At 73.6% G+C, this 24757-nt stretch carries 13 protein-coding genes and 1 pseudogene; 3 read left to right on the top strand and 11 right to left on the bottom strand.

What is annotated here, in order from left to right:
* Positions 1-102 precede the first annotated feature (102 nt).
* Positions 103-324: pseudogene (locus tag AB0K17_RS25090) on the top strand (methyltransferase domain-containing protein); the annotation flags it as partial.
* Between the two features lie 12 nt (positions 325-336).
* Here AB0K17_RS25090 and AB0K17_RS25085 read toward each other — a convergent pair.
* Positions 337-1596, bottom strand: coding sequence for a Gfo/Idh/MocA family oxidoreductase (locus tag AB0K17_RS25085; RefSeq protein WP_365968132.1), 1260 nt, complete (start codon positions 1594-1596; stop codon positions 337-339).
* 114 nt (positions 1597-1710) lie between these two features.
* On the opposite strand from AB0K17_RS25085, the gene AB0K17_RS25080 reads away from it, so the two are divergent.
* Together AB0K17_RS25080 and AB0K17_RS25075 are read left to right on the top strand one after the other, a co-directional pair.
* Positions 1711-3003: an RICIN domain-containing protein gene (locus AB0K17_RS25080; protein ID WP_365968131.1), complete on the top strand. Its 1293-nt coding sequence runs from the start codon at positions 1711-1713 to the stop codon at positions 3001-3003.
* A gap of 76 nt (positions 3004-3079) precedes the next feature.
* On the top strand, positions 3080-3412 hold the full coding sequence (locus AB0K17_RS25075; protein ID WP_365968130.1) for an STAS domain-containing protein: 333 nt from the start codon (positions 3080-3082) through the stop codon (positions 3410-3412).
* On the opposite strand, the gene AB0K17_RS25070 is transcribed toward AB0K17_RS25075, so the two are convergent.
* From AB0K17_RS25070 to AB0K17_RS25025, 10 genes are all read right to left on the bottom strand, one after another.
* On the bottom strand, positions 3405-4487 hold the full coding sequence (locus tag AB0K17_RS25070; RefSeq protein WP_365968129.1) for an amidinotransferase: 1083 nt from the start codon (positions 4485-4487) through the stop codon (positions 3405-3407). The genes AB0K17_RS25075 and AB0K17_RS25070 overlap by 8 nt on opposite strands.
* A gap of 95 nt (positions 4488-4582) precedes the next feature.
* Entirely contained in the window at positions 4583-5968 is a 1386-nt protein-coding gene (locus AB0K17_RS25065) for a phosphatase PAP2 family protein (protein ID WP_365984317.1), read from the bottom strand.
* 174 nt (positions 5969-6142) lie between these two features.
* Positions 6143-6811: a hypothetical protein gene (locus AB0K17_RS25060; RefSeq protein WP_365969807.1), complete on the bottom strand. Its 669-nt coding sequence runs from the start codon at positions 6809-6811 to the stop codon at positions 6143-6145.
* Positions 6812-7003: 192 nt separating this feature from the next.
* Positions 7004-9715 (bottom strand): discoidin domain-containing protein, encoded by a 2712-nt coding sequence (locus AB0K17_RS25055; protein WP_365969809.1) that lies wholly within the window; start codon positions 9713-9715, stop codon positions 7004-7006.
* A 197-nt stretch (positions 9716-9912) separates the two neighbouring features.
* On the bottom strand, positions 9913-10965 hold the full coding sequence (locus tag AB0K17_RS25050; protein WP_365984316.1) for a class I SAM-dependent methyltransferase: 1053 nt from the start codon (positions 10963-10965) through the stop codon (positions 9913-9915).
* Complete coding sequence (locus AB0K17_RS25045) at positions 10962-12188, bottom strand: glycosyltransferase (RefSeq protein ID WP_365984315.1); 1227 nt, start codon at positions 12186-12188, stop codon at positions 10962-10964. The genes AB0K17_RS25050 and AB0K17_RS25045 overlap by 4 nt, the downstream gene beginning before the upstream one ends.
* On the bottom strand, positions 12185-12979 hold the full coding sequence (locus tag AB0K17_RS25040; protein ID WP_365984314.1) for an alpha/beta hydrolase: 795 nt from the start codon (positions 12977-12979) through the stop codon (positions 12185-12187). Before AB0K17_RS25040 ends, AB0K17_RS25045 begins: the two co-directional genes overlap by 4 nt.
* On the bottom strand, positions 12976-13296 hold the full coding sequence (locus AB0K17_RS25035; RefSeq protein WP_365984313.1) for a phosphopantetheine-binding protein: 321 nt from the start codon (positions 13294-13296) through the stop codon (positions 12976-12978). Before AB0K17_RS25035 ends, AB0K17_RS25040 begins: the two co-directional genes overlap by 4 nt.
* On the bottom strand, positions 13293-17717 hold the full coding sequence (locus AB0K17_RS25030) for a beta-ketoacyl synthase N-terminal-like domain-containing protein (RefSeq protein WP_365984312.1): 4425 nt from the start codon (positions 17715-17717) through the stop codon (positions 13293-13295). Before AB0K17_RS25030 ends, AB0K17_RS25035 begins: the two co-directional genes overlap by 4 nt.
* A gap of 2 nt (positions 17718-17719) precedes the next feature.
* Positions 17720-24691, bottom strand: coding sequence for an SDR family oxidoreductase (locus tag AB0K17_RS25025; RefSeq protein WP_365984311.1), 6972 nt, complete (start codon positions 24689-24691; stop codon positions 17720-17722).
* Positions 24692-24757 lie beyond the last annotated feature (66 nt).

Below are 24757 nucleotides of genomic sequence, written 5' to 3'. Positions count from 1 at the left end.
CAATTATTTGACTGATTTGCGCGGGTTTGACCGCACCTCATCCGGTGGCGGCGAGATTGAAGTGAACGCATGCCCTTACCCCGCGAGCAGCCGGAACCGGCGCAGCCGGATGCACGGATGGCCGACTTCGCTCGATCCCGCGGCTTGCAGGTCGAGGTGGCGACCTTCGAAGCCTGGGAGCCGGCCGGCCGAGCGTTCGACGCATTGATCGCCGCCCAGTCGTGGCACTGGGTGGACCCGGTCGCCGGAGCCGTGAAGGCGGCCCGGGTGCTGCGTCCGAGCGGACGCCTGGCGATCTTCGGACACGTATTCGAGCCGCCGGCACTCCTTGACCCGCTAGCGCTCGGCCACGAGCGTTTCGACCGTACCGTTCGCTCGCGCGCGCTCGGCCGCAAGAACCGCCAGGTGGCTGGCGAGGGAGTCGCGGGGGCCCGAGGTGATCCGCGTGGGATCCCCGGTGGCCACGGCCGCGACGAAGGCGTCCATGAGCCCCGCGTCGCCGCCGCCGTGGCCGCCGGCCGCGGTCATCTCCCCCTGCCGTACGGGCATGACCTCCTCGTCGCTGCGGGTCAGGAAGTCATGGATCCGTATCGTCCGGCCGTCGCCGTACAGTTCGCCGCGGGTGCCGAAGATCCGGGTCCTGCGAGGGCCGCCTTCGGTGAACGCGGTCATGGTGAAGGTGGCGGTGACCCCGCCGGGGAACTCCATCGCGACGACCTGATGGTCGACCACGTCGTTGTCGCAGGCGTACACGCACCGCCCGTACGGGCCCGTGCGCAGGGCCTGGTCGAGTGCGTCGGGGGTGAAGTCGTCGACGACGACGCCGAGCGGCCAGCGGTGTTCGCCCCGGTCGAGCATGCCGCCGTAGAAGCGCACGGCGGAGTACGGGCAGCGGGCCTCGACCGGGCACTCGACGCACCGGTCGGCGGCCTCGGCGGGCCGGTTGGCCGGGGTGAAGTGCGAGAGGCGGCCGAAGCTGGACAGCCGTAGCGGCGGCTGCCCGACGATGTACTGCAGCCAGTCCAGGTCGTGGCACGACTTGGCCATCAGCATGGTCGTCGCCACGTCGGTGTTCCGCCAGTTGCCGCGGACGTAGGAGTGGGCGTGGTGCCAGAAGCCGACCGGCTCCAGGTGCTGGATGCTCATGATGTCGCCGAGCCGTCCGGAGTCGACGACGGCTTTGAGCGCCTGTGTGTAGGGGGTGTAGCGCAGGACGTGGCCCACGGCGAGCATGACCCCGGCCTTCTCCACTGCGGTCACGATGCGCCGGCAGGACTCTTCGTCCAGTGCCATCGGTTTTTCGAGCATGACGTGGTAGCCGAGGGCGGCGAAGGCCTCGGTGGGCTCGACGTGGTCGCGGTCGAGAGTGCAGATCAGGACGGCATCGGCGATCCGGCCGCGCGCGGCGAACTCCTTCCAGTGCGCCACCGCGTTACCGGGTGCGATGCCGTGTTCTTCGGCGAGCCGGGCGCGGCGCACGAGGCGTGGCTCGGCCACGCCGACGACCGTGGCCCGGTCGGGGTGCTGCAGGGCCCACCGTGCGTACCCGGTGCCTCGATCGCCGGCGCCGATGACGAGGAGAGAGACAGGCGACATGACGCAACCCTACGAGCCGCCGTCGCGGGAGCGGGCCGTTTTTCCCGCACCCTCCTTGATCTCCGGCGTGTTCCCCCCTTCCGTGGGCCATCGCCCGACGTGAAGAATCTCGGCATGTCCTTGACATCATTCGACACCACCCCGGTCACCCTCGCGCGCCGGATCGGCGCCGCGGTGCTGGCCGGGGTGCTCGCCTGCACGATGCTGCTGGTCGGCGGCGGGCCCGCGGCCGCCGCCGACCCCGACACCCACCGCTTGGCCACCTGGAACATGCAGGTCGGCTCCAGCCGTTGGTCGGGCGTGCAGAGGCTGTCGCGCACCTTCGGGGTCGTGGCCCTCCAGGAGGTGCCCAGGGCCGCGCCCGCCGGTGCGCACCTGCTCGGCCGGAACGGCAACATCCGCTCGTACCTGTGGGACGTCGGCAGCGGGCAGTTCCGCTACCTGCACATCCTCGACCAGAGATCCCGCAACCTCGGCATCGTCACGTCGTTCTATCCGGACTCCGTCCAGGAGCTGACGGGCGGCTACCGCTCGGCGCTGGCAGTGGTGCGCCGCGAGGACCGGACCGTCTTCGCCTCCGTGCACGCGGGGTCCAACGGCGGGCGGCGCAACGACGCGGCCGCGCTCATCCGCCGGGTCGCCGGGTACGCGGCCGGCACCAACGTCCCGAACTGGGTCGTGCTCGGCGACTTCAACCGCTCCCCGCGGAACGTCCTCAACGACGGGGTACCGCAGAACACCCGGATCTACAACAGCGGCCAGGCCACCCAGCAGAGCGGCAACGAGCTCGACTTCGCGGCCTCCAACGTCAACACGCAGAACTGGCAGGCGACCGTGAACCCCAACTACGGGAGCGACCACTGGCCCGTCGGCTTCTCCACCCTGCGCGCCTCGGGCAGCCCCCGGGACCTGACCATCCACGCGGACAACAGTGACCGGCTCCTGGACGTCTACAACGGCCAAACCGCCAACGGCAGCCACGTGATCATCTACCACGCCAACGGCGGCAGCAACCAGCGCTGGCGCCTGGTGCCGGCGGGACGCTCCGCCGAGACCGGGCAGCCGCTGTACCGCATCCGGACGCTCAGCAGCGGCAAATGCCTGGACGTCAACAAGGGCCAGAAGAGCACCAACGGCGACTACCTGAACATCTGGGACTGCCACGGCCCCAACGGCGAGCCCGACCCGGGCGGCCCCCAGCGCGACACCCAGAACTTCACTCTGGAACACCCCGACTGGCGCTTGCCCAACCTCACCGTGCTCCGCAACCACGCCACCCGCCAGGTCGCCAACGTCGACCACAACCGCACGGGCGACGGGACCTGGCTGCTCCAGTGGCCGTACCAGCGGAACTCCGACGGCACCCCGGCCGTCAACGAGGTCTTCTACCTGCATCCTCGTTCCTGATCGACCGCTGCCGCCCGGGGTCCGCCGCGCGGCGCCGAACGTGCGCCGTCGGCCGGCCCTCGGGCACAGTGGAGGCATGACGTACGACAGCAAGGCCCCAGACCTGCGCGACGAGCCGGGTCGCCTGCACGGCACGACGTACTTGTCGGGCGAGCTCGACATGGCCTCGGCCGACCACTGGTACGAGGTGGCCATGGCCGGCACGACCGGTCGAAGGGTGATCGTGGACCTCTCCGGCGTCACGTTCATGGACTCCACCGGGCTCAACGTGCTGATCCGTGTCCACCAGCAGCGCAGCCTGCTCATCACCGGAGCCGTCCCCGAGCAGGTGCGGCGACTCTTCCAGATCACGGGAGTCGAGGCCGTCTTCGACTTCGTGCCCTCCCCCGACGGGCGTCGGATCAGCTGAAGTACGACTCGAGCGTGCCACGGCGCCGGACGTCGAGCGTCGCGCAGTGGAACGAGCCGCCGAAGGGCGCGTAGTGCAGCAGGTCGCACGGGATCGGTTCGAAACCCCATTTCTTGAGCGCGCGCACCATGTCGGTGTGGTGCCGCTCCACGATCACCCGTTTCTCGTCGAGCATGAGGACGTTCATGCTGAGCCATTTGCTGCACATCGAGGTGAGCTTGAGCAGGCGCTCGTCGATGGGGTTGGGCTCGGGGGCGACGAGGACGTCCCATGACCGCAGGGTGTCGGGCAGGCGGTCGACGTCGATGTAGTCGGGGTTGATCAGTACCTTTCCCGGCGCGAGCAGGGCCAGCGTCGTGTCGATGTGCATCGGGGTCCGGCAGCGGCTCTCGATCTCGTGGATGCGGTAGCCGGGCCCGAGATGGCGGCGCAACCACTCGATGCCCATGCGGTTGGTCACGTTGCTCCGCGTGACGAACAGGTCGCGTCCGGCGCGTACGAAGTCCGCCGCGTCGAATACCGGCTCGAATTCGGTGACGATGTACCGGAGGGGCTCACCGGCCTCCGGGGCACGGAAGTCCTTCTCGAACAACTCGTCCGTCAGTTGCGGCTTCGGCGCGGCGGTCCAGCGCGCACCGCGCCGGAAGTAGTCCTTGAGGAGTCCGCGGTAGGAATGCGTCTCGAAATACCGGCAGGGCCATGCCATCGGGGTCTCGATGATCTCGTCGCCGATCACGAGCATGCTGTCCCGCGGACAGGTGTTGCAGAAGCCGCGTGACGACCAGTCCGGGGTGGCGAAACGCCGCCTGTGGTCGACCGCGTCCGGGCGGGTCACCGTGATGCCGAGGGACTGCAGGAGGGCGACGAACTGATCGAGCTCCTGCTGGGCGCGCTCCATCAGGACGCGCGGATACCTGCGCCCGGCGGCAAGCCCGTGCAGCCGCGCCGCCCAGGGCGCGACGCTGTACGCCACGACCGGCAGGCTGGAGGGGATCACCGCGCCGTCGAGACGCCCGACGACGACTTCCTCCAGCGGGTCCCACTCGTTGTGCGAGGTGACCGGCGGTTCCGGCATCACGTACCACCACCCCCTGCGGCGTCCATTCCCCGGCCAACCGGACGAACAACGTCGGAGAGGGCATCAGCATACGAACGGGTGGCCATGGTCTCTCAGCCCTCCCTCGGCGAAGCCCCGGTGGTCCCGGGAGCACCGGCGCAGGCAGCGGACCGGTCAGGGGGACCGGAGAGGGGCCGGGAGCTTCGAGACGGCGGTGGGAACGCCGAGACCCGCACATAGCCGTAGATCACCGAGGCCGTCGCCAGCAGGAGAAGGGGTCCGAACACCCACGGATACGTGGCCATCTCCACCGGCAGGCAGCGGTACGACACCAGGAGCGCCGTGAACACCGTGGCGCCGTAAGCGACCAGCCGCATTCCCCGCCGGTCCCAGCCGCGTACCTGGGAGCGCAGAGCCGTCTCGATCGTGAGGGCGAACACCACACCGGCGATGATGTCCGCGCCGTAGTGGTAGCCGAATCCCAGCATGGCGACGAACGTGGCGACCAGCCAGAACGTGCCGAAGAAGCGCAGCAGCCGCGGGCCCTTGCGCGAATGAATGAAGATCGCGGTGACCCATGCGGTGTGCAGGCTGGGCATGCAGTTGCGGAAGACGGTCCCCTCGAACGGTATCGCGTGCGGTGCGGTGATGATCACCTGCGTGTCCGGCCACAGGTCCACCACCGCCCGGTGCCCCCCGGCAACGCCGCCGGAGCCGTACGCGAAGATCGGCCCGACCACCGGGAAGATCATGTAGATGGCCGGCCCCAGCAGCCCGATCACCAGGAAGGTCCGCACCAGGTGATGTCTCGGAAAACGGCGCTCGGCCGCCACATTGCGCAGCTGGTAGAACGAGACGAGGACCGCCGCCACCGCAAGCTGGATGTAGACGTAGTCCAGGAGATGTTCGCCGATCGGGCCGGTGGCCCTGACGAACCGGCCCACGAACCACGACGGATTGCCCAGCGCGTGATCGGCGACCGCCAGGTACTGGTCGAGGACCATCGGACGCGTCTTCGACGTGATCAGCAGCCACGTGTCACCGGTCTTACGGCCGGCCACCAGCAGCAGACCCAGCCCCACACCCTTGAGCAGCAGCGCGCGTTCCCTGCCGGTACGGCGTGTGACGGCGATGACCGCACACCCCAGCACCACCCACAACGCACCGTTGCCGAACATCATCTTGGCGTCGAAAACCCACCGCACCAAGAAAAAGACGACGTCGATGCCCACCGCGACACCGGCTGCGATGAACCGCTGCCGCCACGGCAGCACCACCATCATCAATGCCATGCTGCCGTAGAGCAGCGGACCGGATTTCGGAGCGAAAATCACCTCGCGCGCCTGGTTGGTGATCGGCCCGCGCATGCCGTAATGACGCGCGGTGACCTCCAGCGCGATGAGAAATCCGAAGGTCACCAGGCCCGCCGCGCCCCACAGCACCGTCCGCGGGCTGCGCCCTGCGTCCACAGCAGTTCTGCCGTCTGTTCGTGAAAGCATCCGGTGACGACCTTTCGCCCAGTGACAGCCACCCGCGGATCGGCTGCTGGGGCGTGTGACACCTTTGTGCATCACCGGTGCCCGGAGCGCACCCCTGACAGGGCCGTACAGGTGAAATCCGGGCGCTTCCTGCTGTGCGCAGGCCGTACCGGAGCCGGGCCGGGCGCGGGACGACTACTGCGTGTCCAGCAAGTCGGTGACGAACTTGCGGACCCTGCCCGCGCGCACGGGCAGGACGCCGTGGATCACCTGGGCGCCGTAGGCGACGGCGACGCCCGCCCCGGCCGCGGTGGTCCAGCGGGTACGGCGGGCGTTCCGCAGCCAGGTGGGCTCGGAGTCGTGCTGGTGGGTGTCGGGGCCCGGCGCGTGCGGAAGGCGGTGCGTCAGGGCCGTACCGGCGTGGAAGCCCTCCGCCTCGCCGGCGAGTTCGCCGGTCCACACCGCATCGCTGGAGGTGGTCTCGACATAGAAGTCGCCGCCCTCGTCGGCTTCTTCGAGCACGACCCGGATGCGGCCGATGCGGCGCGGCGCGACCGCATGCCGGGGGATGCCGTCCAGGTGGGTGGGTACCCGCTGGCCGGTACCGAGCTCGGTGTAGCCCCAGGGTGCGGCAGCCGCGATGGAGGGCATGGCCCGGCGGATGGCGGGCAGCGCACGCTCGGTGGCCCGGCCCAGGACCTCCTGCGCCGCTGCCGGGGCCGGCACGACCTCGGCCTGATGGCGCGGGGTCCAGCCCGTGGCGTGCCGTTCCTCTGCCATCACCTTGCGGAGGTGGGTGAGCTCGTCGGCGTCGAGGAAGTCCTCGACGGTCTGCAGTACCAGGGTTTCGCTGATGTGGATCACGCTGCCTCCATGACCGGCTGGATGCGGGAGCGTGCTTCGGCGGGTGCCGCCGTCCACCGTGCCGGGAGGCGCACGGCCGGTCCAGAGCCCCGGGGGAGCGCACGGGGGCGCACGCAATGTGCCAGGAGCGCGCGTCATCATTCCCGTGCGCCCGGGAGCGCCCTGGGACCGGCCGCCTCGTCACCGCATCCGCTACGAGACCGTCAGCTCGGCGATCCCCGTGCGGGACCCGGCCCTGTCCCCGCCGTGCACGACCACCCGTACGTAGCGCGCGGACACCGGTCGTCCGCCGGGGGCGGCAGCGTGCCAGTGGCGGCCGTCGAGGGAGTAGCGGACCTCGTACGCGGCCGGTGCCGGGCCGCTCCAGTCGGGGGTGACCTTGGTGACGCGTACCGGTTTGCCGAGGTCGGTGGTCAGTTCGCCGTCCCGTCCGTCGGGGACCCAGGCCGTGGCCGGGTTGCCGTCGACGGCGGCGGCCGCGTACAGGCCGGGCTCCTCGGAGGAGGCGGTGGCGGCGGTGCAGCGGGCGAGGTTGCCGGTGGGGGCGAGGTCGGGACGGCGGGTTTCGAGGACGACCGGGGCGGCCCCGGTCAGGACACGGGCGCCCTGCGGGGTGTCGAGGGTCATGGGCGCGCCGCCGGTGAGCCGGACGGTGGTGACGCGGGCGCCGAGTTCGATGTCGTACGTGCGGCCCTGCCAGTGCAGGCCGCGCAGGGTGACGCCGCGGGCGAGCTGCGGGGGCAGCATCGGGTCGAGGTGCAGCCGGTCCTCGCGCATCCGCATGCCGGTCAGGCCGTTGGTGAAGATCTGCAGGAAGCCGCCCTTGCCGGTGAGGAAGTCGTGGGCGGGCGAGCCGGCCAGCGGGTCCTCGGCGCCGGCCTTGGCGCCGCGTGCCTCGGAGAACTGGGCGAAGGGGCCGCGGACGAAGGGCCTGATGGAGCGCTGCAGGTAGGTGTACGTCGAGCAGCCGGCCTCGCCCGTGCCGGCGGCGGCGACGGCGTGGACGGAGTCCGTCATGGCGGGGCCGTCGGGGTCGGTGCGCCGGGCGTAGTAGTCGAGGGTGCCGGCCGCCGCGCCCCGGGGCATGGGCCACTCCAGGGGGTAGGTCAGCAGCACGGTGTCGGCCTGCTTGATCCTGCTGCCGGCGTAGCCGTCGTACTGCAGGTAGACCTTGCGTGCGGCGTCGTACGGAATGCGGATGCGGTCGGCGATCGCCGTCCACTCGGCCGGGGCGCGCTCGCCCAGCAGGTGTGCGGCGTGGGCGGCGTTGCGCAGGGCGGTGACGGCTCCGGCGTTGGTGAAGACGGCGTCGTTCACGCCGTTGCTGTACTCGTCGGGGCCGGCGGTGTCCTTGATGGAGTAGCTGCCGTCGGTGTTGCGACTGACTCTGCCGGCCCAGAACTCGGCTATGCCCTTCATGACGGGCCAGCCGCGCTCGCGCAGCCAGCCGGTGTCGCCGGTGGCCAGGTAGTACTGCCACGTGGCGAGGGATATGTCGGACTGGAGGTGGATCTGGGTGCGGCAGTGGGGCGGGTCGACGCTGTGGCACTCCTGGGCGAGGTCGCCCTTGCTGCCGCTGTTCCACGGGTAGAACAGGCCCTGGTAGCCGAGCTTGCGCGCGTTCTCGCGGGCTCCGGGCAGGGTGCGGTAGCGGTAGTCGACCACGGTCCGGGCGAGGTCGGGGGCGGTGGCCAGCAGGGCCGGGTACATCCAGGTCTCGGCGTCCCAGAAGACGAGGCCCGCGTAGTTGTCGCTGGTCAGGCCGGCCGGGGCGATGCTGTCGGACGCGCCCTGCCGGGCGCTGGAGAGCAGTCCGTACTGGGCGGAGCGCACCCATGCCTGCAGGTCGCGCTGCCCCGGCACCTCGATGCCGGAGCGCCACAGCCGGGCCCAGGCGGCGGTGTGGGCGCGCAGCAGCCCGTCCCAGCCGCGCCGGGCGGCGCGCAGGGAGGCGGCGGTGGCCTCCTGACGGGGCGCGCGCGAGGTCAGTGCGGTGTCGACGCCGATGTACTTGATGACTTCGTACGCGTGGCCCTTGCGGACGGGGAAGGTGAGGGACTGACTGGCGCTCAAGTCCCGGGCGGCTTCGGCCCGTCGGGATGTGGACGGGTGCACGGAGCGGCCGGCCTGCAGGGTGGAGGCGACGGCTCCGTCGGTGTCCGTGCCGTCGGTGCGGAAGGCGACGTCCATGGTCCGGCCGTCATGAGCACTCTGTGCGGTCCGGTCGCCGCCGCCGGTCTGCCGGATGCGCCGGGCGCCGTGTCCGTCGAGCAGGTCGGTGACGGTGGCCCGGCCGCTCCAGCGGGGCGTGATGCTCAGCCGTACGGCGCCGGTGTGCGGGTCGTCGCGGTCGGCCAGGACGTCGTAGACCAGGTCGGTCGCCCGGCCGTCGGCGGCGGTCCAGGTCAGGGAGGTGCGGACGATTCCGCAATGCAGGAAGAGGGTCTGACGATAGCCGGATATTCGACCCGCTTTCGTCAAAGAGTTGAAGGTATCGGCGTGTGCCCCGCCGGTGCCGACGGTGAGGCCGGTCCAGGTGGGCAGGGCGGCGACGGCCTGCCGGTCGGCGGCGGTCTGCGGGTTGTGCGCGTAGAGGCCGGAGACGAACGAGCCGTCGTAGCTCGGGGTGAACAGCGGCCAGCCGGTCTTCGCACTGCTGTCGCTGTAGCCGGCGCCGTTGGGCGGTATGCGCTGGCCCAGGTAGCCGTTGCCGACGTAGGCGTGGTGGGTGTCGTCCGTGTCGATGCGATCGGTTGCGAGGGTCCAGCCGTCGCCGGTCCGGCAACTGCCGGTGGGCGGGGCGGAGTCGGAAGGACGGTCGGTGGTGGGGGGATGCGGCGCTTGCGCGACGGCCGCGGGCGGTACCGAGGCGACGAGCGCGCCTGCGAGCAGCAGTGCGGACATGCGGGCAGGACGCGGCCGCGCACCGGGAGAGTACGTCATTGTTCTCCGTCGTCTGGATCTCTTCCAAGAGCCCCGCGACCTTAAATTGGTGAACGGAAGAGGGTCAACAGTCGACGTTGTTCATACGACTCTTGAAGATGATGTGCTGCGATTTGCCCGCCGCGTGGCGCGGCGGTTCGCCCCCGGGAAGCGCGCCGTCACATGCGTGCCACGATCCGGTAGGCGTTGGACAACCGCGTCCGGCGGATGAGCGGGGCGAGCAGCTGTTCCACCCCGTAGACACCGGCCAGCAAGGGGACCGACGACCAGAACAGGGCCTCACGGGCGGTGCTCTGCAGGCTGCTGGGCGGTGCGGCGTGCCAGGGGGCGTCGGCGGGCGGGAGCGCGTGGACGAGGGCGAGGACCGCGGCGCCGGTGAGGTCGAACGGGATGTGCGGCTCGTGCCGTTCGACGGCGACGACGGTGCAGCCGAGCGACTCCAGTTCGCGGCGGAGGTTGGCGAGGGGGATGAGGTGCAGATGCTGGGGCTGGAAGTAGGGCATCCACCAACGCCCCAGGAGCCCGCTCGAGAGGCATTCCGGGTCCGGGACCTCGATGATCAGGTGACCGCCGGGAGCGAGGACCGTCCGGGCGGCGGTCAGCTCGGCGCGCGGGTCGGTGGTGTGCTCCAGGTAGTGGAACATGCTCACCGTGTCGTAGCTGCCCTCCAGTTTGGGGGCGAGGTCGGTGAGGAAGCCGCGGTGCGCCTCGGCGATCCGCCCCTGGCGCTTGCCCTCCTCGACGCCTTCGCCGACGTCGAGTCCGTCGAAGACGGTGGCCGGATGCACCGTCCTGGCCGTCTGGGGGAAGTGCCCGTGCCCGGTGCCGACGTCCAGCCAGCGGCGGGGGGTGCCGAACGGGAGGAGAGCGCGGGCACTGGCACGGTAGCGCTTGTGGTTGCCCCTGCCGTTGAAGACCCATTCCGTCAGGTCCGCTCCGAGGCCGTCGTAGAAGTCGCGGTAGTAGAAGTTCAGTCCCTCGGGGGTGAGTCGGGGGTTCTGGAAGGAGTGGGAGCAGTCGCGGCACTGGTCGATCACGAAGGTGCCAGGCTTGTGCTGGAGCAGGTCGACGGTGCGCAGGCGGGTGCGCAGGCGCGCGGAGCCGCACCAGGGGCACGCGGTGCTTTTCGGCTCGTGGAAGCGGTCGGTACCGAGGGCGAGTTCGCGCTGGTAGTCGACGCGGAGCCGGGCTACCTCCTGGGTCCGGTTCATGGTCTTCCCGGTCCTCCTTGTCCTGTGAGGGATTGTTCTGTGGGGGATTGTTCTGTGGGGGATGGTCCTGCGGGGGCGAGCTCTTCGAGGTGGGTGGCGGCCGCGGCGGCGCCTCCGGCGGCGCGGAAGGATTCCCCGACGCGGTGGGCGGCCGCGCGGTACCGGGGGGTGGTCAGTACGGCGTCCAGTGCGGCGCCGATCGCGTGGCGGTCGGCGCGGCCGAACCGGATGCGGATCCCGGCCCCGGCCGTGGTGAGCTGGTGGGCGATCACGGGCTGGTCGTCCCGGATGGGGGCGACGACCAGGGGAACCCCGTGCAGCAGGGACTCCGCGACGGTGTTGTGGCCGGCGTGGCAGACAACCGCCGAGGCCCGGCCGAGCAGGGCGGGTTGCGGTACGCGCCGCAGGGCCAGCACGGTGTCGTCCGAGGGGCCGTCGAGTGCCCCGCCCGGGTCGGCGACGACGGCCTGGACGTGGGGTGCCCGCTCCCGTACGGCCGCCGCGCACTCGGCGAGGAAGCGGCCGCCGAGGTCGGTGTTGGCGGTGCCGAGGGACACCAGGACGGTGTGCCGTGCGGGATCCAGCCACGCCCAGGGGAAGTCCGCGGCGGAGGGCCGCCGCCGGGCGAGGGCGGGCCCGACGAAGCGGGTCTGCGGGGGCGGGGCGCACGCGCCCGTCAGGGCGGGGGTGGTGAAGGCGAGGACGAGGTCGGGCGAGAAGCGGGGGTCGTGGGTGCGCGCCGGGTCGCCGAGCGTACCGCGCAGGCCGGCCAGCAGTGCCCGGATCCATTCCTCCACTTTGGGCATGGCGGAGAGCGCGCCGGAGAACTCGGCGGAGGTGGTGGCGGAGGTCGCCCAGGGGATGCCGAGCCGTTCGGCCGTCAGGGCTCCGGCGAGCGCCTGCTGGTCGGCGACGACCACGTCCGGGCGGAAGACGGCGGCGGCCCGTTCGACGCCGGGTGCCATCGCCGTGGCGAGCGGGGCGAGGAAGTCCTGCCACAGGAAGCGCAGCGCGGCGACCCCGCGCAGGTGCGGGGGCCGGTGCGGGTCGGCGGGGGTCGCGCAGGGGTGGACTTCGGCTCCGGGTCCCGCCAGTTCCCCGACGAGCCCGGGGTGCCCGGCCCAGGCGACGCGGTGTCCGCGCCGGGTGAGTTCGGCGGCCACCGCGACGGTCGGATTGACGTGCCCGACGAGCGGCGGCACCACGAAGAGGAACCGGCTCATGCCCGGACGGCCTCCGCCCGTTGTCGACGGGCCGCCCCGAGCCGGTCGAGGATGAGCGCGCCGACGGTCCGCGGGTCGCCCACGAGGACGGCGTGGCCGTGGCCGGGGACCATGTGGGTGCGGCAGTCGGGGAGCAGGGATTCCAGCCGGGGCGCCATGGCCGCGAGGTCGGAGGTGGCCCCGTACACCGCGTGGACGGGCAGGTCGAGCTCCCGCCAGCGGTCCTCGGCGGGGATGCGGCTGGCCGCGATGTCGGCGGCGATCGTCGTCTCCTGCAGCAGCGGGCGGGCCCGGCGGACCAGCCGGGCCGCGTGCCAGCCGTAGGTCCGCTCGATCCAGGGCAGGCTCCGCCCGTCGTGGAGCCGGTGCGCCGAGCCCCCGAGGAGGGTGCTCATCTTCGCCGCCCAGGCCGCGGTGGGCGGCTCGGACTCCACGGTGAGGAGACCGGCGACCCGGTCGGGGTGGTGCAGGGCGAAGTCGAAGGCGACGGTGCCGCCGAAGGAGTTGCCGACCAGGTGTACCGGCCCGGTGGTGTCCAGGCCGTCGAGGAGGGCGGCGAGGTCGCCGGTGAAGTCTTCCAGGCGGTAGCCGGTGGCGGGGCGCTCACTGCGGCCGTGGCCACGCTGGTCGTACATCACCACGTCGTGTCCGGCCGCGGCGAGCGCCGGGGCCACGGTGAAGTAGTAGCTGGTCAGGTTGTCGGTGGCGATGCCGTGGACCAGGACGACGGTCTGCCCGCCGCGTGGTCCCAGGCGTACGGTGTTCAGGCGCGGGCGGCCGGCCTGCGTCACCTCGGGCGCCCTGCGATGTAGTGGACCATCCGGCCGACGGACAGCTCGATGATCTCGGTGAGTTCGAGGGAGGCGAAGAAGGCCGGGAAGTCGACCCGGTCGCCGTAGCGGCGGCCGAGCTCGCCGGTGAGGGTGACCAGGTCGATGGACTCCAGGTCGAGGTCCTCGACGAAGCGGGTGTCCATGGTGATGGCCGTGCCTTCGAGGCCGAGCTCGGGCAGGACGGCGTGCAGTGCTTCGGTGACCTCGGCGAGCACGGCGCTCTCGTCGGCCCCCGGGAGGGGGGTGACGGTGTCGGACGTGGGGGTGGTGGTCATGAAGGGCTCTCCTCGTGGTGCTGCCGGTGGGTGTCCTCGGTCCAGGCGACGACGTAGCGGCGGGGCCGCAGGCCCGGTGGATTGGCGACCTCGGCGAGTGACACGGGATACGTGCGGCCGGACGGCGTACGGACCGTCAGCCGGTCACCGTCCGCGACGGTGATGCACAAGTCCCGCGGTCGTCCCGGCGGGCCGGTGCCCTCGGCCTTGGCCGCGGCCTCTTTGGCCGCCCGGAAGCGGACGAGGGTGTGGGCGTCGCCGCCGAGGCGGTCGTACAGCGGGTGTTCCTCGGGGGTCAGGATCGCGTCGCGGGCCGCCTTCGGGTGCTCGGTGATCTCCTCGACGGCGATGCCGGCCGGCGCTCCGCCGGCCGGACGGGCCAGGGCGACGGCCGCTTCCGCGCAGTGGGCGAGGGACAAGGACAGGGGCGGCAGTTCCCGGCCGTGCACTCCTTCGGGGTGCGGGCGGCCGCCGTCGTCGTCGCGCACCCGGATCTCGGCGGGGAAGACCGGGCCCGCGCCGTGCTGCCACAGGTGGTGGCGTACGGCGTCCTTGGCGGCGATGCGGCCGAGCAGCCACTGTGCTCTGTCCTCCCGGGGCCGGGCCGCGTAGGCGTCCCGTTCGGCACCGCCCAGCACGTTGCGCATCATGAGCTCGCGGGAGGCCGGGTCGGGCCAGTAGGCGAAGACCAGGTGCCAGCCGCCGGGCCGGGCCCGGGACAGGGTGCTGTGCTCGGGGTGGCGCCGGAAGGCGTCGGTGGCGGCGGGCGAGTCGAAGCGGCGGTCCTCCCAGCCGTCGATCTCGCACCGGACGATTCCGCGGTGGCTGAGCTGAACGTCGGCTGTCAGCCGGGTTTCGGTGAGGGAGGTGATGCGGATGTGGCAGTCGAGGCGCTCACCGGCGGGAGGTTCCGGTCCGTGGAAACGGATCTCGCGGATGGTGGCCGGCAGCACGACCGTGCGCTCGGACCGGGTGGCCATCAGCCAGTAGCCGAGGAGCTGTCCGGCATTGTCGAGGAGTGCGCCGGGCGCGGGCAAAGCGGTGATGACGCCCCGGACGTGCCGTGCACCGAGTCCGGTGACCGCGGTGACGCCCTGGAACAGCGGGCCGTGGAACATCCAGCGCTCGTCGTACATCCGCCGGGCCGAGACCGTGGGCGGCTCCTCGTCGGCCGGGACGGGCCAGCGGGCGGGCGGTGCCGGGTGGCGGGGGGCGGTTTCGATCTCCGCGCGTGCGTACGGTCCGAAGTCGACGGTGCGGTGGCCCGGCCGGCCGGGGGCGGTGCGGACCGTCACGGTCACGTCGACGGCGGGCTCGGCGACCAGCCAGGCGAGGAAGCGGGCGTCGCGGACGGCGACCGTGACACCGGTGCCGGGCGCGGTCGCCGCCTCGGTCATGTGCCGGATCAGGCTCGTCGCGGGGACGACGGGCCAGCGGTCGCCCATGTCGGGCCAGTCCGGCCGCTGGCGGTAGAAGCAGTGGTCGGCGAGGTACGGCATGGTGTCGAGGGCCACGCGGACGGTGCCGACGCGGGCCGTGGTGGCCGGGGCCGCCGCCGTTCGGGGAGCGTCGTGCGCCGCGAAGAGCGCTGCGGCCGCGTCGGCCGTCTCGGTCAGCAGGGCACGCAGTTGTGCCGCTTCGGGGTGTCGCCGCGCGGCGTCCGCGAGCCGGCCGGTGTCCGGTGTCCCCTCGCCGGCGAGCGCCCCGCGCAGCTCCGTGCGGAGCCGTTCCCGGGCGGCGGGGTCGAGGCGGACAGGGCCGGCGTCCAGGCCGAGCCGTACGCCCGGCCGGGCCGGCACCGCGGCCGTACCGGTGGAGCGGCCTGCTCCGGGGGTCAGGGCCGCGAGGTCGGGCTCCGCCCCGTACGCCCACAGGCCGGCCACGGCGCGCCGCACCTGGCCGAGGCCGTCGCCGCCGGCGCCGCCCCCGGCGGTGACCGCCACGTGCTCGCGGTCGGCGAGGATGTCACCGACCAGCGACGGCAGCTGGCCCTGGCCGGCCTGGACGAAGGCCCGGAACCCGGCCCCGTACAGCGCTTCGACGAGGCCGCGGAACCGGACCGGCTCCAGCAGATGGCGCACGGCGAGCTCACGGACCTCCCTCTCGCCGTCCGGGAACGGCGCGCAGGTCGTGCCCGACCAGACCGGCACCGAGGGCCGGTGCAGGGTGAAGCGCCGCATGGCATCCCTGATCGGCCCCAGGTAGGGGGCCAGCATCGGTGTGTGGAAGCCGGACGCGAAGGGCAGGGCGCGGCCGAGCACGCCGTCGCGGCGCAGCCGCTGCGTCACCTTCTCCACCTGGGCCGCGGGGCCGCACACCACGCACTGGTGCGGGGCGTTGTCGTGGGAGAGCACCACCTCGCCGATTCCGGCCAGGGCCGCCCTCACCTGGTCCGCGGGCGCCCCGTAGGTCACGAAGACAAGGTCGGGGACGCGCAGTTCCAGGGGGTCGAAGTCCCTGAGGAAGGCGTCCACTTCCTTGTCGGCGAAGATGCCGCCGACGGCCATGGCGGTCCACTCCCCCACGCTGTGCCCGGCCAGGGCGTCGGGGGCGATGCCGCAGCGGCGCAGCGCGGTGGCCAGGAGCCGGCCGGCGTCGACGACGGCGGCGCCGTGCTCGGCGACGGCGCCGACCCGGGCCTGCTGCCAGGCGGGGCGGGGCAGCCCGAAGTGGCGGGCGACGTCCTCGCCCTGGGGGGCGAATCCGGCCTCCAGGCCGGGGAAGAGGAAGGCGGTACGGCCGCCGGCCGCCCCGAGCAGGGGCCGGGGCGCGAACCACACCTCGCGCCGGCCCGCCCAGGCCCGGCCGCGGGCGACCACGTTGCGGGCCAGTGCGAGGCGCTCGGCCCCGGGCCCGGCCACGACCAGCCGGGTGGCTCCGGTGCCGATGTGCTCTCCGGCGCGCAGCCGGGTGTCCTCGGCGTCGAGGAGTGCGCGCAGCTCCTCCGGCGTGTCGGCCGCGATCCGCAGGACCGGTTCGGGTTCCTCGACGCGCAGGGCCGTGGGCGCGGGGCGTCTCCTGCCCGCCGCGGGGGCGAACTCCTCCAGCACCACATGGGCGTTGATGCCGCCGAAGCCGAAGGCGTTCACCCCTGCCCGGCGCACCTCCGCCTCCCAGGGGCGGGCCTGCGGGGACGGGCGGAAGCGGGTGGCGAGCAACCCGGGGTGGGGGTCGTCGCAGTGCAGGGTGGGCGGCAGCACCCGGTGGTGGAGGGCCAGCGCGGCCTTGACCAGGCCCGCGGCGCCCGCTGCCGGCATGGTGTGGCCGATCATGGATTTGACCGAGCCGATCACCGCGTCCGGCGCGCGCGGGGTGCCGAACACGCGGTGGAGCGTGGTGATCTCGGCCGCGTCACCGTGGGGTGTTCCCGTTCCGTGGGCTTCCAGCAGGCCGATCGCGCCGGGGGCGGCGGGGTCCAGGCCGGCCGCCTCCCACGCGAGCCGGACCGCCCGGGTCTGGCCGTCCGGGTCCGGGTTCACCAGGGTGGCGGTGCGCCCGTCACCGGCCACCCCCGTGCCCCGTACCACCGCGTACACCCGGTCGCCGGCGCGCACGGCGTCGGCGAGCCGTTTGAGGACGAGCACCGCGGTGCCCTCGCCGATGAGCACTCCGTCCGCGTCCCGGTGGAAGGGGCGGATCCGCTGGGTCGGGGAGAGGGCCCCGAGCCGGGCGAAGACCGACCAGAGGGTGACGTCGTGGCAGTGGTGCACGCCGCCGGCGAGCATCACGTCGCAGCGTCCCGCGGTCAGCTCGCCCACGGCCTGGTCGACCGCCAGCAGGGAGGAGGCGCAGGCCGCGTCGACCGTGTAGGCGGGTCCGCGCAGGTCGAGCCGGTTGGCGATGCGCGAGGCGGCGAAGTTGGGAACCAGGCCGATGGCCGCTTCGGGGCGGTCCGGCCCCAGGGCCTCCTCGAAGGCGGTACGGACCCGGGCCAGCCGCTCCTCGCCGAGCCCGGGCAGCAGTTCGCGCAGGGTGTGGACCAATTGACCGGCGGTGCGCACGCGTTGGTCGAGCCGCGCCAGCCCGGCCGTGAGGTAGCCGCCGCGGCCCAGCACCACGCCGATGCGGGTGGGGGGCACCGTGGCCAGGCCGCCCGCGTCGGCGATCGCGGCGGCGGCCGTGCGCAGGGCGATCAGCTGGTCGGGCTCGGTGGCCGGGACGGAGTCCGGCATGATGCCGAAGGCGACGGGGTCGAAGCCGGCGAGCCGGTCGTCGACGAAGCCGCCGCGCCGGCAGTAGACGGCACCGGAGCGGTACTCCTCCGGGTCCCAGCGCCCCGGCGGCACCTCGGTGATGGCGTCCACGCCGGTGCGCAGGTTGTGCCAGTAGCGTTCCAGGTCGTCGGCGCCGGGCAGCGTGACCGCCATGCCGGTGACGGCCACCGGTTCCTGGGGGCGGTTCCCGAAGTGACCCTGGGGCACCGTCACCACCCCGGAGGGGCGAGGACGACCTCGCACGTACCGTCGTCGCCCCAGGTCAGTTCGCGCAGCAGGGCGAGCGTCCCCTCCCTCGGGTCGATCAGGCCGATGCCGCGGCGGGCGTACTCCCGGGCGAGTTCCGGGCCGACCATCCCGCCGTGCGTGTCGTCCGGGGCCCACGGGCCCCAGTGGACGGTCAGCGCCCGCATGCCCGTGGAGCGGTGCCATGCCCGGCCCAGTGCGGCCAGGGCGTCGTTGCCGGCGGCGTAGTCCGCCTGGCCCCGGTTGCCGTGCACGGCCGCGACGGAACCGAACAGCACGGTGAAGCGGGGTGGCGCGGGGAGCCGGCGCAGCGCGGCGAAGAGCGTACGGGCACTGTCCGCCTTCGTGTCGTGGACGCGTGCGAAGGACGCCGGGTCCTTGTCGGCGATGAGCCTGTCCTCGATGACGCCGGCGGCGTGCACCAGGCCGTCGAGGCGCCCGTGGCGGGCGTGGGTCTCCTTGACCGCCTGCTCGACGGCCGCCGCGTCCCGCAGGTCGACGCAGCGGTACCGGGCCTCGCCGCCGGCCGCGCGGATCGCGGCCAGGGTCGCCTCGATCTCCCGGCGGGCCAGGACGAGGCCGGCCTGCCGGTCGATGTCCGCGGGGCGCAGCTCGCCGCCCGCGGCGAGCGCGGCCCGCAGTGCGGCGCGCCCGGTGACGCCGGCGGTCGCGGGCGGCTCGGGGACGTCGGCCAAAGCGGTACGACCGAGCAGCTCGATGCGGCAGTGGGCGGCGGCCGCGAGGGCCACGGCGAAGCGGGCGGCGATGCCGCGCGCCCCGCCCGCGAACAGCAGGACGGACTGCGGCCCGAGCCCGAGGGCCTCGGCCGCCCGCTTAGCCGTGGACTCGTCGTCCGTGAGCAGCGGCCCCAGTGGGGCCTCCTGCGGCTCGATGCCGAACCGCCGGCCGTCCTCGGTGCGGACGACGACGGGCTCCCGGTCGGGTGCCAGGAGTTCCCCGATGACCACATCCGCCACGTCGTCGGCGTCCGGTCCGTCGGGGACGGACACCAGCCGGGCTGTCGTGTCCGGATACTCGCGGGCGACGGTACGCAGGAAAGCGCCCATTCCGTCGCTCGTTCCGCCGCCTCGGCCGTCGTCCTCGGCCGGCCGGACGCACAGCAGACGGCGCGGGCCGCGCTGGAGGAGGACCTTCAGGAGAGGGAAGGCGCCCGGCAGTACGGGGCCGGTGGGCCCCGGAAGCAGGATCACCGCGTCCAGCGGTCCGGCCGGGTCGATCGACGCGCCGTCGGCGTGGGTCGTGTGCGCACCGTGCTCGCGGAGCCGGGCGAGGAGGGCCCGGGTGACGTCGGTGCTGCCGCCGAGCACGAGGACGTGCGTGTCCCGCAGGGCCGGGGAGCCACCGCGTGACGGTGCATCGGTTGGTGGAGCGTCGGTTGGTGGAGCGTCGGTTGGCGGTGCGTCGTCCAGCGCCGTGTTGTGCAGGACGTAGCGCCGGGGCGCGACTCCGGTCGGCTCCGTGGCCGCGGTGTCCTCCGGCTCCCGCTCCGCGTGCGACGCGGGGGGCTCCGCATCTCCCGGATCGCCCGTGTGCGCGTCCATCCATTCCACGATCGACGCCGCGGTCCGTGCGCGGATCAGGCCCTCCAGGTCCGCGTCGTCCGGGATCCGCGCCTTTGCGCCTCCCAGCCGCTTCACCAGTTCGCCCGCGATCTCCGTCCGCTTGATCGAGTCCACGCTCAGGTCGGCCTCGAGGTCGAGCCGGGGATCGAGGATCTCCACGGGGTAGCCGGTCCGTTCGCTGATGACCGCCAGCACCGTGCGCAACAGGTCGGGCTCCTCGGCTTCCGCAGGCAGGGCCGTGACCGCCGGTGCGGGAACGGCAACCGACTCCGTCACCGGCGCCGCAGCCTGCGGTGGGACGGCCGCCGTCCCGCCGAAGTACGTCAGCAGCACGTCCCGCTGCGCCGCAATCAGCTCACGGCTGCCGCGCAGGAAGTCCTGGATGAGGACCGCCCGGTCCGCTCCTGCAGTCCCGTTCGGGCCGCCACCGCCCTGCGGCGGTGTCAGCGGTGCGATCCGCCGGGCCGGTTGCAGTCCCCCGGGCAGCAACCCGCCGTCCGCGGTACGGACCAGGTGCCCGTCCACAATCCAGCCGGGGCGCTGCGGCGCCCGCCCGGGCTCGGCCACCACCGCGTCCCTGCCGGCGAACAGCGCTTCCGCGTCGACGTGGACCCCGCCTGCGACCGCCAGCCGGGCCAGCGCCTCCAGGTGGCCGCGCAGCCCCGCCCCGGGGTGCGGCTCGAAGGGGACGGCCAGGTGCGGCCGGTCGCCGAGGACGGCACGCACCAGGCCGGTGAGCACGGTGCCCGGGCCCGCTTCGACGAAGATCCGCGCTCCGGCCGCGTACATCGCCTCGATCTGCTCGGCGAAGCGCACCGGCGCCGTGATCTGTCCGGCGAGGCGGGCCCGCAGGTGTGCGGTGTCCTCGGGGTAGGGGGTCGCGGTCAGCCCGGACCACACCGGGATCCGCGGTGCCCGCAGGGGGCGGGCGGCGAGCACTTCGGCGAAGGTCTCCGCCGCGCCGGCCATCATCGGGCTGTGGAAGGCGCACGCCACGTCGAGCTGTTGCGTGTCGAAGCCGGCGTCCCGCAGTGCTGCCGCTGCCCGGTGCACCGCCCGCTCCGGCCCCGCGACCGTCGTCTGGGACGGGGAGTTGTGGCCCGCGACCACCACCTCGCCGGCGAGCCCGGCCCCGGCCAGTACGGCTTCCACCGCGGTCGCCCCGGCGGCGACGGCGGCCATGGTGCCCGGCTCGTCCCCGGCCGCGCCCAGCATCGCCTCGGCGCGCAGCTCGCTCAGCTCCGGCAGGTCGGCGGCAGGGAACGCGCCGGCCACGCACAGTGCCACGAGTTCCCCGTAGGAGTGCCCGGCCACCATGTCGGGGCGCACTCCGAGCTGCGCGAGCACGTCGTGGACGGCCAGGCCGGCGGCGCCCAGGGCGGGCTGGGCCCGCCGGGTGTCGGCGAGCCGGGCACGCTGTGCGTCCCGGCCGGCCGGGTCGAACACGGCCGGCGGGAACATCGCGGCGGCCGGGACCCGGCGCAGGTGCTCGTGCGTCTCGGGGAAGGCGGTGAACAGGTCCGCCAGCATGCCGGGCCGCTGGCTGCCCTGGCCCGGGAAGAGGAAGGCCAGTGTGCCGCTCTCGCGGTCGGCCCTGCCGTTCCCGGGCCCGGCGGCGGCCGCGGGGCCGTACCGCTCGCCGGCGGCGGCAGGGGCGTACCGCTCGCCGGTGGCCGCCGGGTCGTACCGCTCACCGGCAGCCGCGGGGCCGTACCGCTCGGGCCCGCCCGTGAAGACGCCCGGCGTCGCGCGGCCTTCCAGCGCGGCCCTCAGTAGGCCGGGCAGTTCGGCGAGGTCGGCGGCGACCACGGCCGCGGTCACCGGCCCGGCGGCCGGGTCCGCGGCCCGGCGCGCCGCTGTGCGTGCGAGGTCGCGGAGCCGCCAGGGCTGCGTGTCCTTCCCGTCCGCGGCGGCGTCCGTTCCGCTCGCCGCGCGGTCCGCGTCCGGCTCCGCCAGGCGCAGCAGCTCCTCGATCGCCGCCTCGCCGCGGAAGAGGAACAGCTCGGCGGGCCAGGCGTCGGCGGCCCGGCGCGGCGGCGCGCCGTTGTGGCACCCTTCCAGTACCACGTGGAAGTTGGTGCCGCCGAAGCCGAAGGCGCTCACGCCGCCCACCCGGTGCTCCGCCGGCGCGGCCCACGGCAGGGCCCGTTGGTGGAAGACGAACGGGCTGCTCTCCGGCCGCCAGGCCGGATTGGGCCGGCGGATGTGCAGGGTCGGCGGGCGCACCCCGGTGTACAGCGCCAGGGCCGTCTTGATCACACCGGCGAGCCCGGCCGCGCACTTGGTGTGGCCGATCTGCGACTTCACCGAACCGATCACGCACTCCCCCGGCGCGGCCCCCGATTCCCTGAACACCTCGGTGAGGACGTCGAGTTCGGTGCGGTCGCCGACCACCGTGCCGGTGCCGTGCGCCTCGACCAGGCCGACCCGGGCCGGTGGGATCCGGGCCTGGGCGTAGGCCCGCTCCAGCGCGGTGCGCTGGCCTTCCGGCCGGGGCGCGGTCAGGCCGCGGGAGCGTCCGTCGCTGGAGGAGCCGACGCCTTTGACGACGGCGTAGATGCGGTCGCCGTCGCGCTGTGCGTCGGCCAGTCGTTTGAGCACCACGCAGGCGACGCCCTCGCCCAGGGCGATGCCGTCCGCCCCGGCGTCGAAGGGCCGGCAGCGGCCGGTGGGGGACAGTGCGTGCACGGACGAGAAGAGGACGTAGTCGTTGATGCCGTTGTGCAGGTCGGCGCCGCCGCACAGGACGAGGTCCGCCGTGCCCGTCGTCAGCTCTTTGCAGGCGATGTCGACGGCGGCCAGCGAGGAGGCGCAGGCGGCGTCGACGGTGTAGTTGGCCCCGCCGAGGTCCAGGCGGTTGGCGATCCGGCCGGAGATGACGTTGGCGAGCATCCCGGGGAAGGAGTCCTCGGTGAGGGCGGGCAGCTGCTGCGCCAGGTCCTCCGGGAGCCGTCCGCCCAGGTAGGAGGGCAGGACGGTGCGCAGCGCGGTCGCGTGGGACAGCTCGCTGCCGGCCTCCGCCCCGAAGACCACGGCGGTGCGTGCGCGCGGGAAGTCGCGCTCCTCGTAGCCCGCGTCGGCCAGGGCGCGCCGGGCCGCCTCCAGGGCGAGCAGTTGCACGGGGTCGACGGAGGCGAGGGAGGACGGCGGAATGCCGAAGCGCAGCGGGTCGAAGGGGACGGGGGGCAGGAAGCCGCCCCACCGGGAGGCCGAGGTGTCGTGGGCGGGCGCGTCCGCGCCGTGGTGGAGGTCCGGATCCCAGCGGTCCCGGGGCACTTCGGTCACCGCGTCCGTGCCGGCGAGTATCTGGGCCCAGAAGGCGGGCAGGTCGGGGGCTGCGGGGAACATGCCGGCCATGCCGATGATCGCGACGTCGAGCGGTGGGGGCGCGGGGGCGGGCGGGGTCGTTCCGGTTCTGGCCACGGACGGGGCTTGGCCGGTCAGTTCCGCGGCGCGCCGCTCGTAGAAGGCGGCCGCCCCGTCGGTGACGGACCGGTGCAGTGCGGTCACGGTCGTGGTGGCGTTGCGCAGCACCGCCACCTCGCCGGCCATGAACATCCCCGCGTCGAGCTGGCGTTCCTCTCCCACGTGGCACAGTTCGCCGTCCACGCGCTCGACGCCTTTGGCGGCGATGCGCAGCCGTCCCAGGTTGAGCCGTTCCAGCCGCTCCCAGGCGTCCCGTCCGCGGACGCCCTGGCGGCGCAGGTCCTCCTGGAGCCCGCGGTAGGTGGTGGTGTACGGGCTCGGTACGCAGCGGGTGACGTGGCCCGGCGCGGTGTCCAGCAGGACCGTGCTCTCGGCGCCGAGCACCGTGTGCTGGAAGGCCGGCCGGACCGCGCCGCTCGCCACCGCCTCGCGGGTGAAGAGGTACGCGGTGCCCATCAGGACGCCGACCGCTGCGCCGCGCCGGGTGAGCCCGGTGGACAGGGCCGCGACCATGGCCGCCGAGCGCTCGTCGTGGATCCCGCCGGCGAACAGCACCTCGATGCCCGGTGGTTCGTCCCGCTGTGGCCCGCGGTCGTCCAGGAACCGTTCCAGGATGTCCAGTTGGGCCTCCCAGAGCGGGAAGGAGTTGCTGGGGCCGACGTGGCCGCCGCACTCGGCGCCCTCGAAGACGAAGCGCCGGGCGCCCGCGTCGAGGAACTGCCCGAGCAGCCCGGGCGTCGGGACCTGCAGGAAGGTGCGGATGCCCTGGGCCTCCAGGGCGGCGGCCTGCGTGGGGCGGCCCCCGGCGAGGACGGCATGCGTGGGCCGCAGGGCGCGTACGGCTTCGAGCTGGGCGCTGCGCACGTCGTCCGGCGCGAAGCCCAGGATGCCGACGCCCCAGGGCCGTCCACCGAGCACCGTCCTGGTCTCCTCCAGGAGCGCCCTGGTCCGCTCGGGGCCGGACAGGGCCAGCGCGAGGAACGGCAGGCCGCCGCCCTCCGCGACGGCGGCGGCGAAGCGCGCCTGGTCGCTGACCCGGGTCATCGGGCCCTGCGCGACGGGCAGGTCGGTGCCGAAGGAGCGGCTCAGGGCGGATCCGGGGCGCAGGGCCCCGGGCGCACCGGGGGTCCGCAGCGCGGTGTCGATTCCCTCGCGCACGGCCCGTACCGCGGCGCCCACCGTGCGGTGGTCCCGGGCGAAACGGCGGGCGAGGAAGGCGTCCTGTCCCAGCGGCACGGGGCGCTCCCGCAGGTCGGCGGGGGTGCCCGGCCGGTCGGTGTCCAGCAGGCGCCGTCCGCCGGCGAGGATCGTGCCGACCGCGTCCGTCGTGCGCAGCAGGCGGGCGAGCGCGGGCGGGACGGTCGCGTCCTCCAGCAGCGCGAGCTGTACGTCGAGCACGACGCCGGTGGCACCCGCGAGGACGGCCGCCGCGGCGGTGTTCGGCCCGATGCCGCCGCACGCCCACAGGGGAACGCCGACCTCGGTGTCGGCGAGCAGCTGTTGCAGCAGGACGAAGGTGGACAGTTCGCCGGCCGGGCCACCGCACTCGCTGCCCCGCGCGACGACACCGGCCGCCCCGGCCCGTACCGCGGCACGCGCCTCGGCCCGGGAGCGGACCTCGGCCAGGACGGTGACGCCTTCGCCGCAGTCGGCGGGCCGGCCGGCGCCGGGGGCGAGCAGGACGGTGTGCGGCCCCGGGGTGTGCCGGTCGTGCAGCTCGTCCGGACGGAGCGCGCAGCCCTCCGCGAGGCGCACGCCGAAGGCGCCGCCGGTCCAGCGGCGGGCGAGAACGAGGGCTTCGCGGGCCCGCGGGCCCCCGTCGCCGAGGTCGAGGACGCCGAGCCCACCGGCTCTGTGGACCGCGGCGACGAGTCGCGGGTCCGCCTCCCAGAAAGGACTGACACCGATGACGGTTGGCTGCACCACGAAGGCGGCTCCCCACGCTCCCCAGGGACTGCGGAATCTGGACCATGCCGGAGGAGCCGGAGCCAA

This window comes from Streptomyces sp. NPDC049585 (assembly GCF_040675615.1).
Classification (GTDB): Bacteria; Actinomycetota; Actinomycetes; order Streptomycetales; family Streptomycetaceae; genus Streptomyces; species Streptomyces luteosporeus.
The sequence above is the reverse complement of the archived record's forward strand: the minus strand, read 5'-3'. Positions and strand labels throughout refer to the sequence as shown.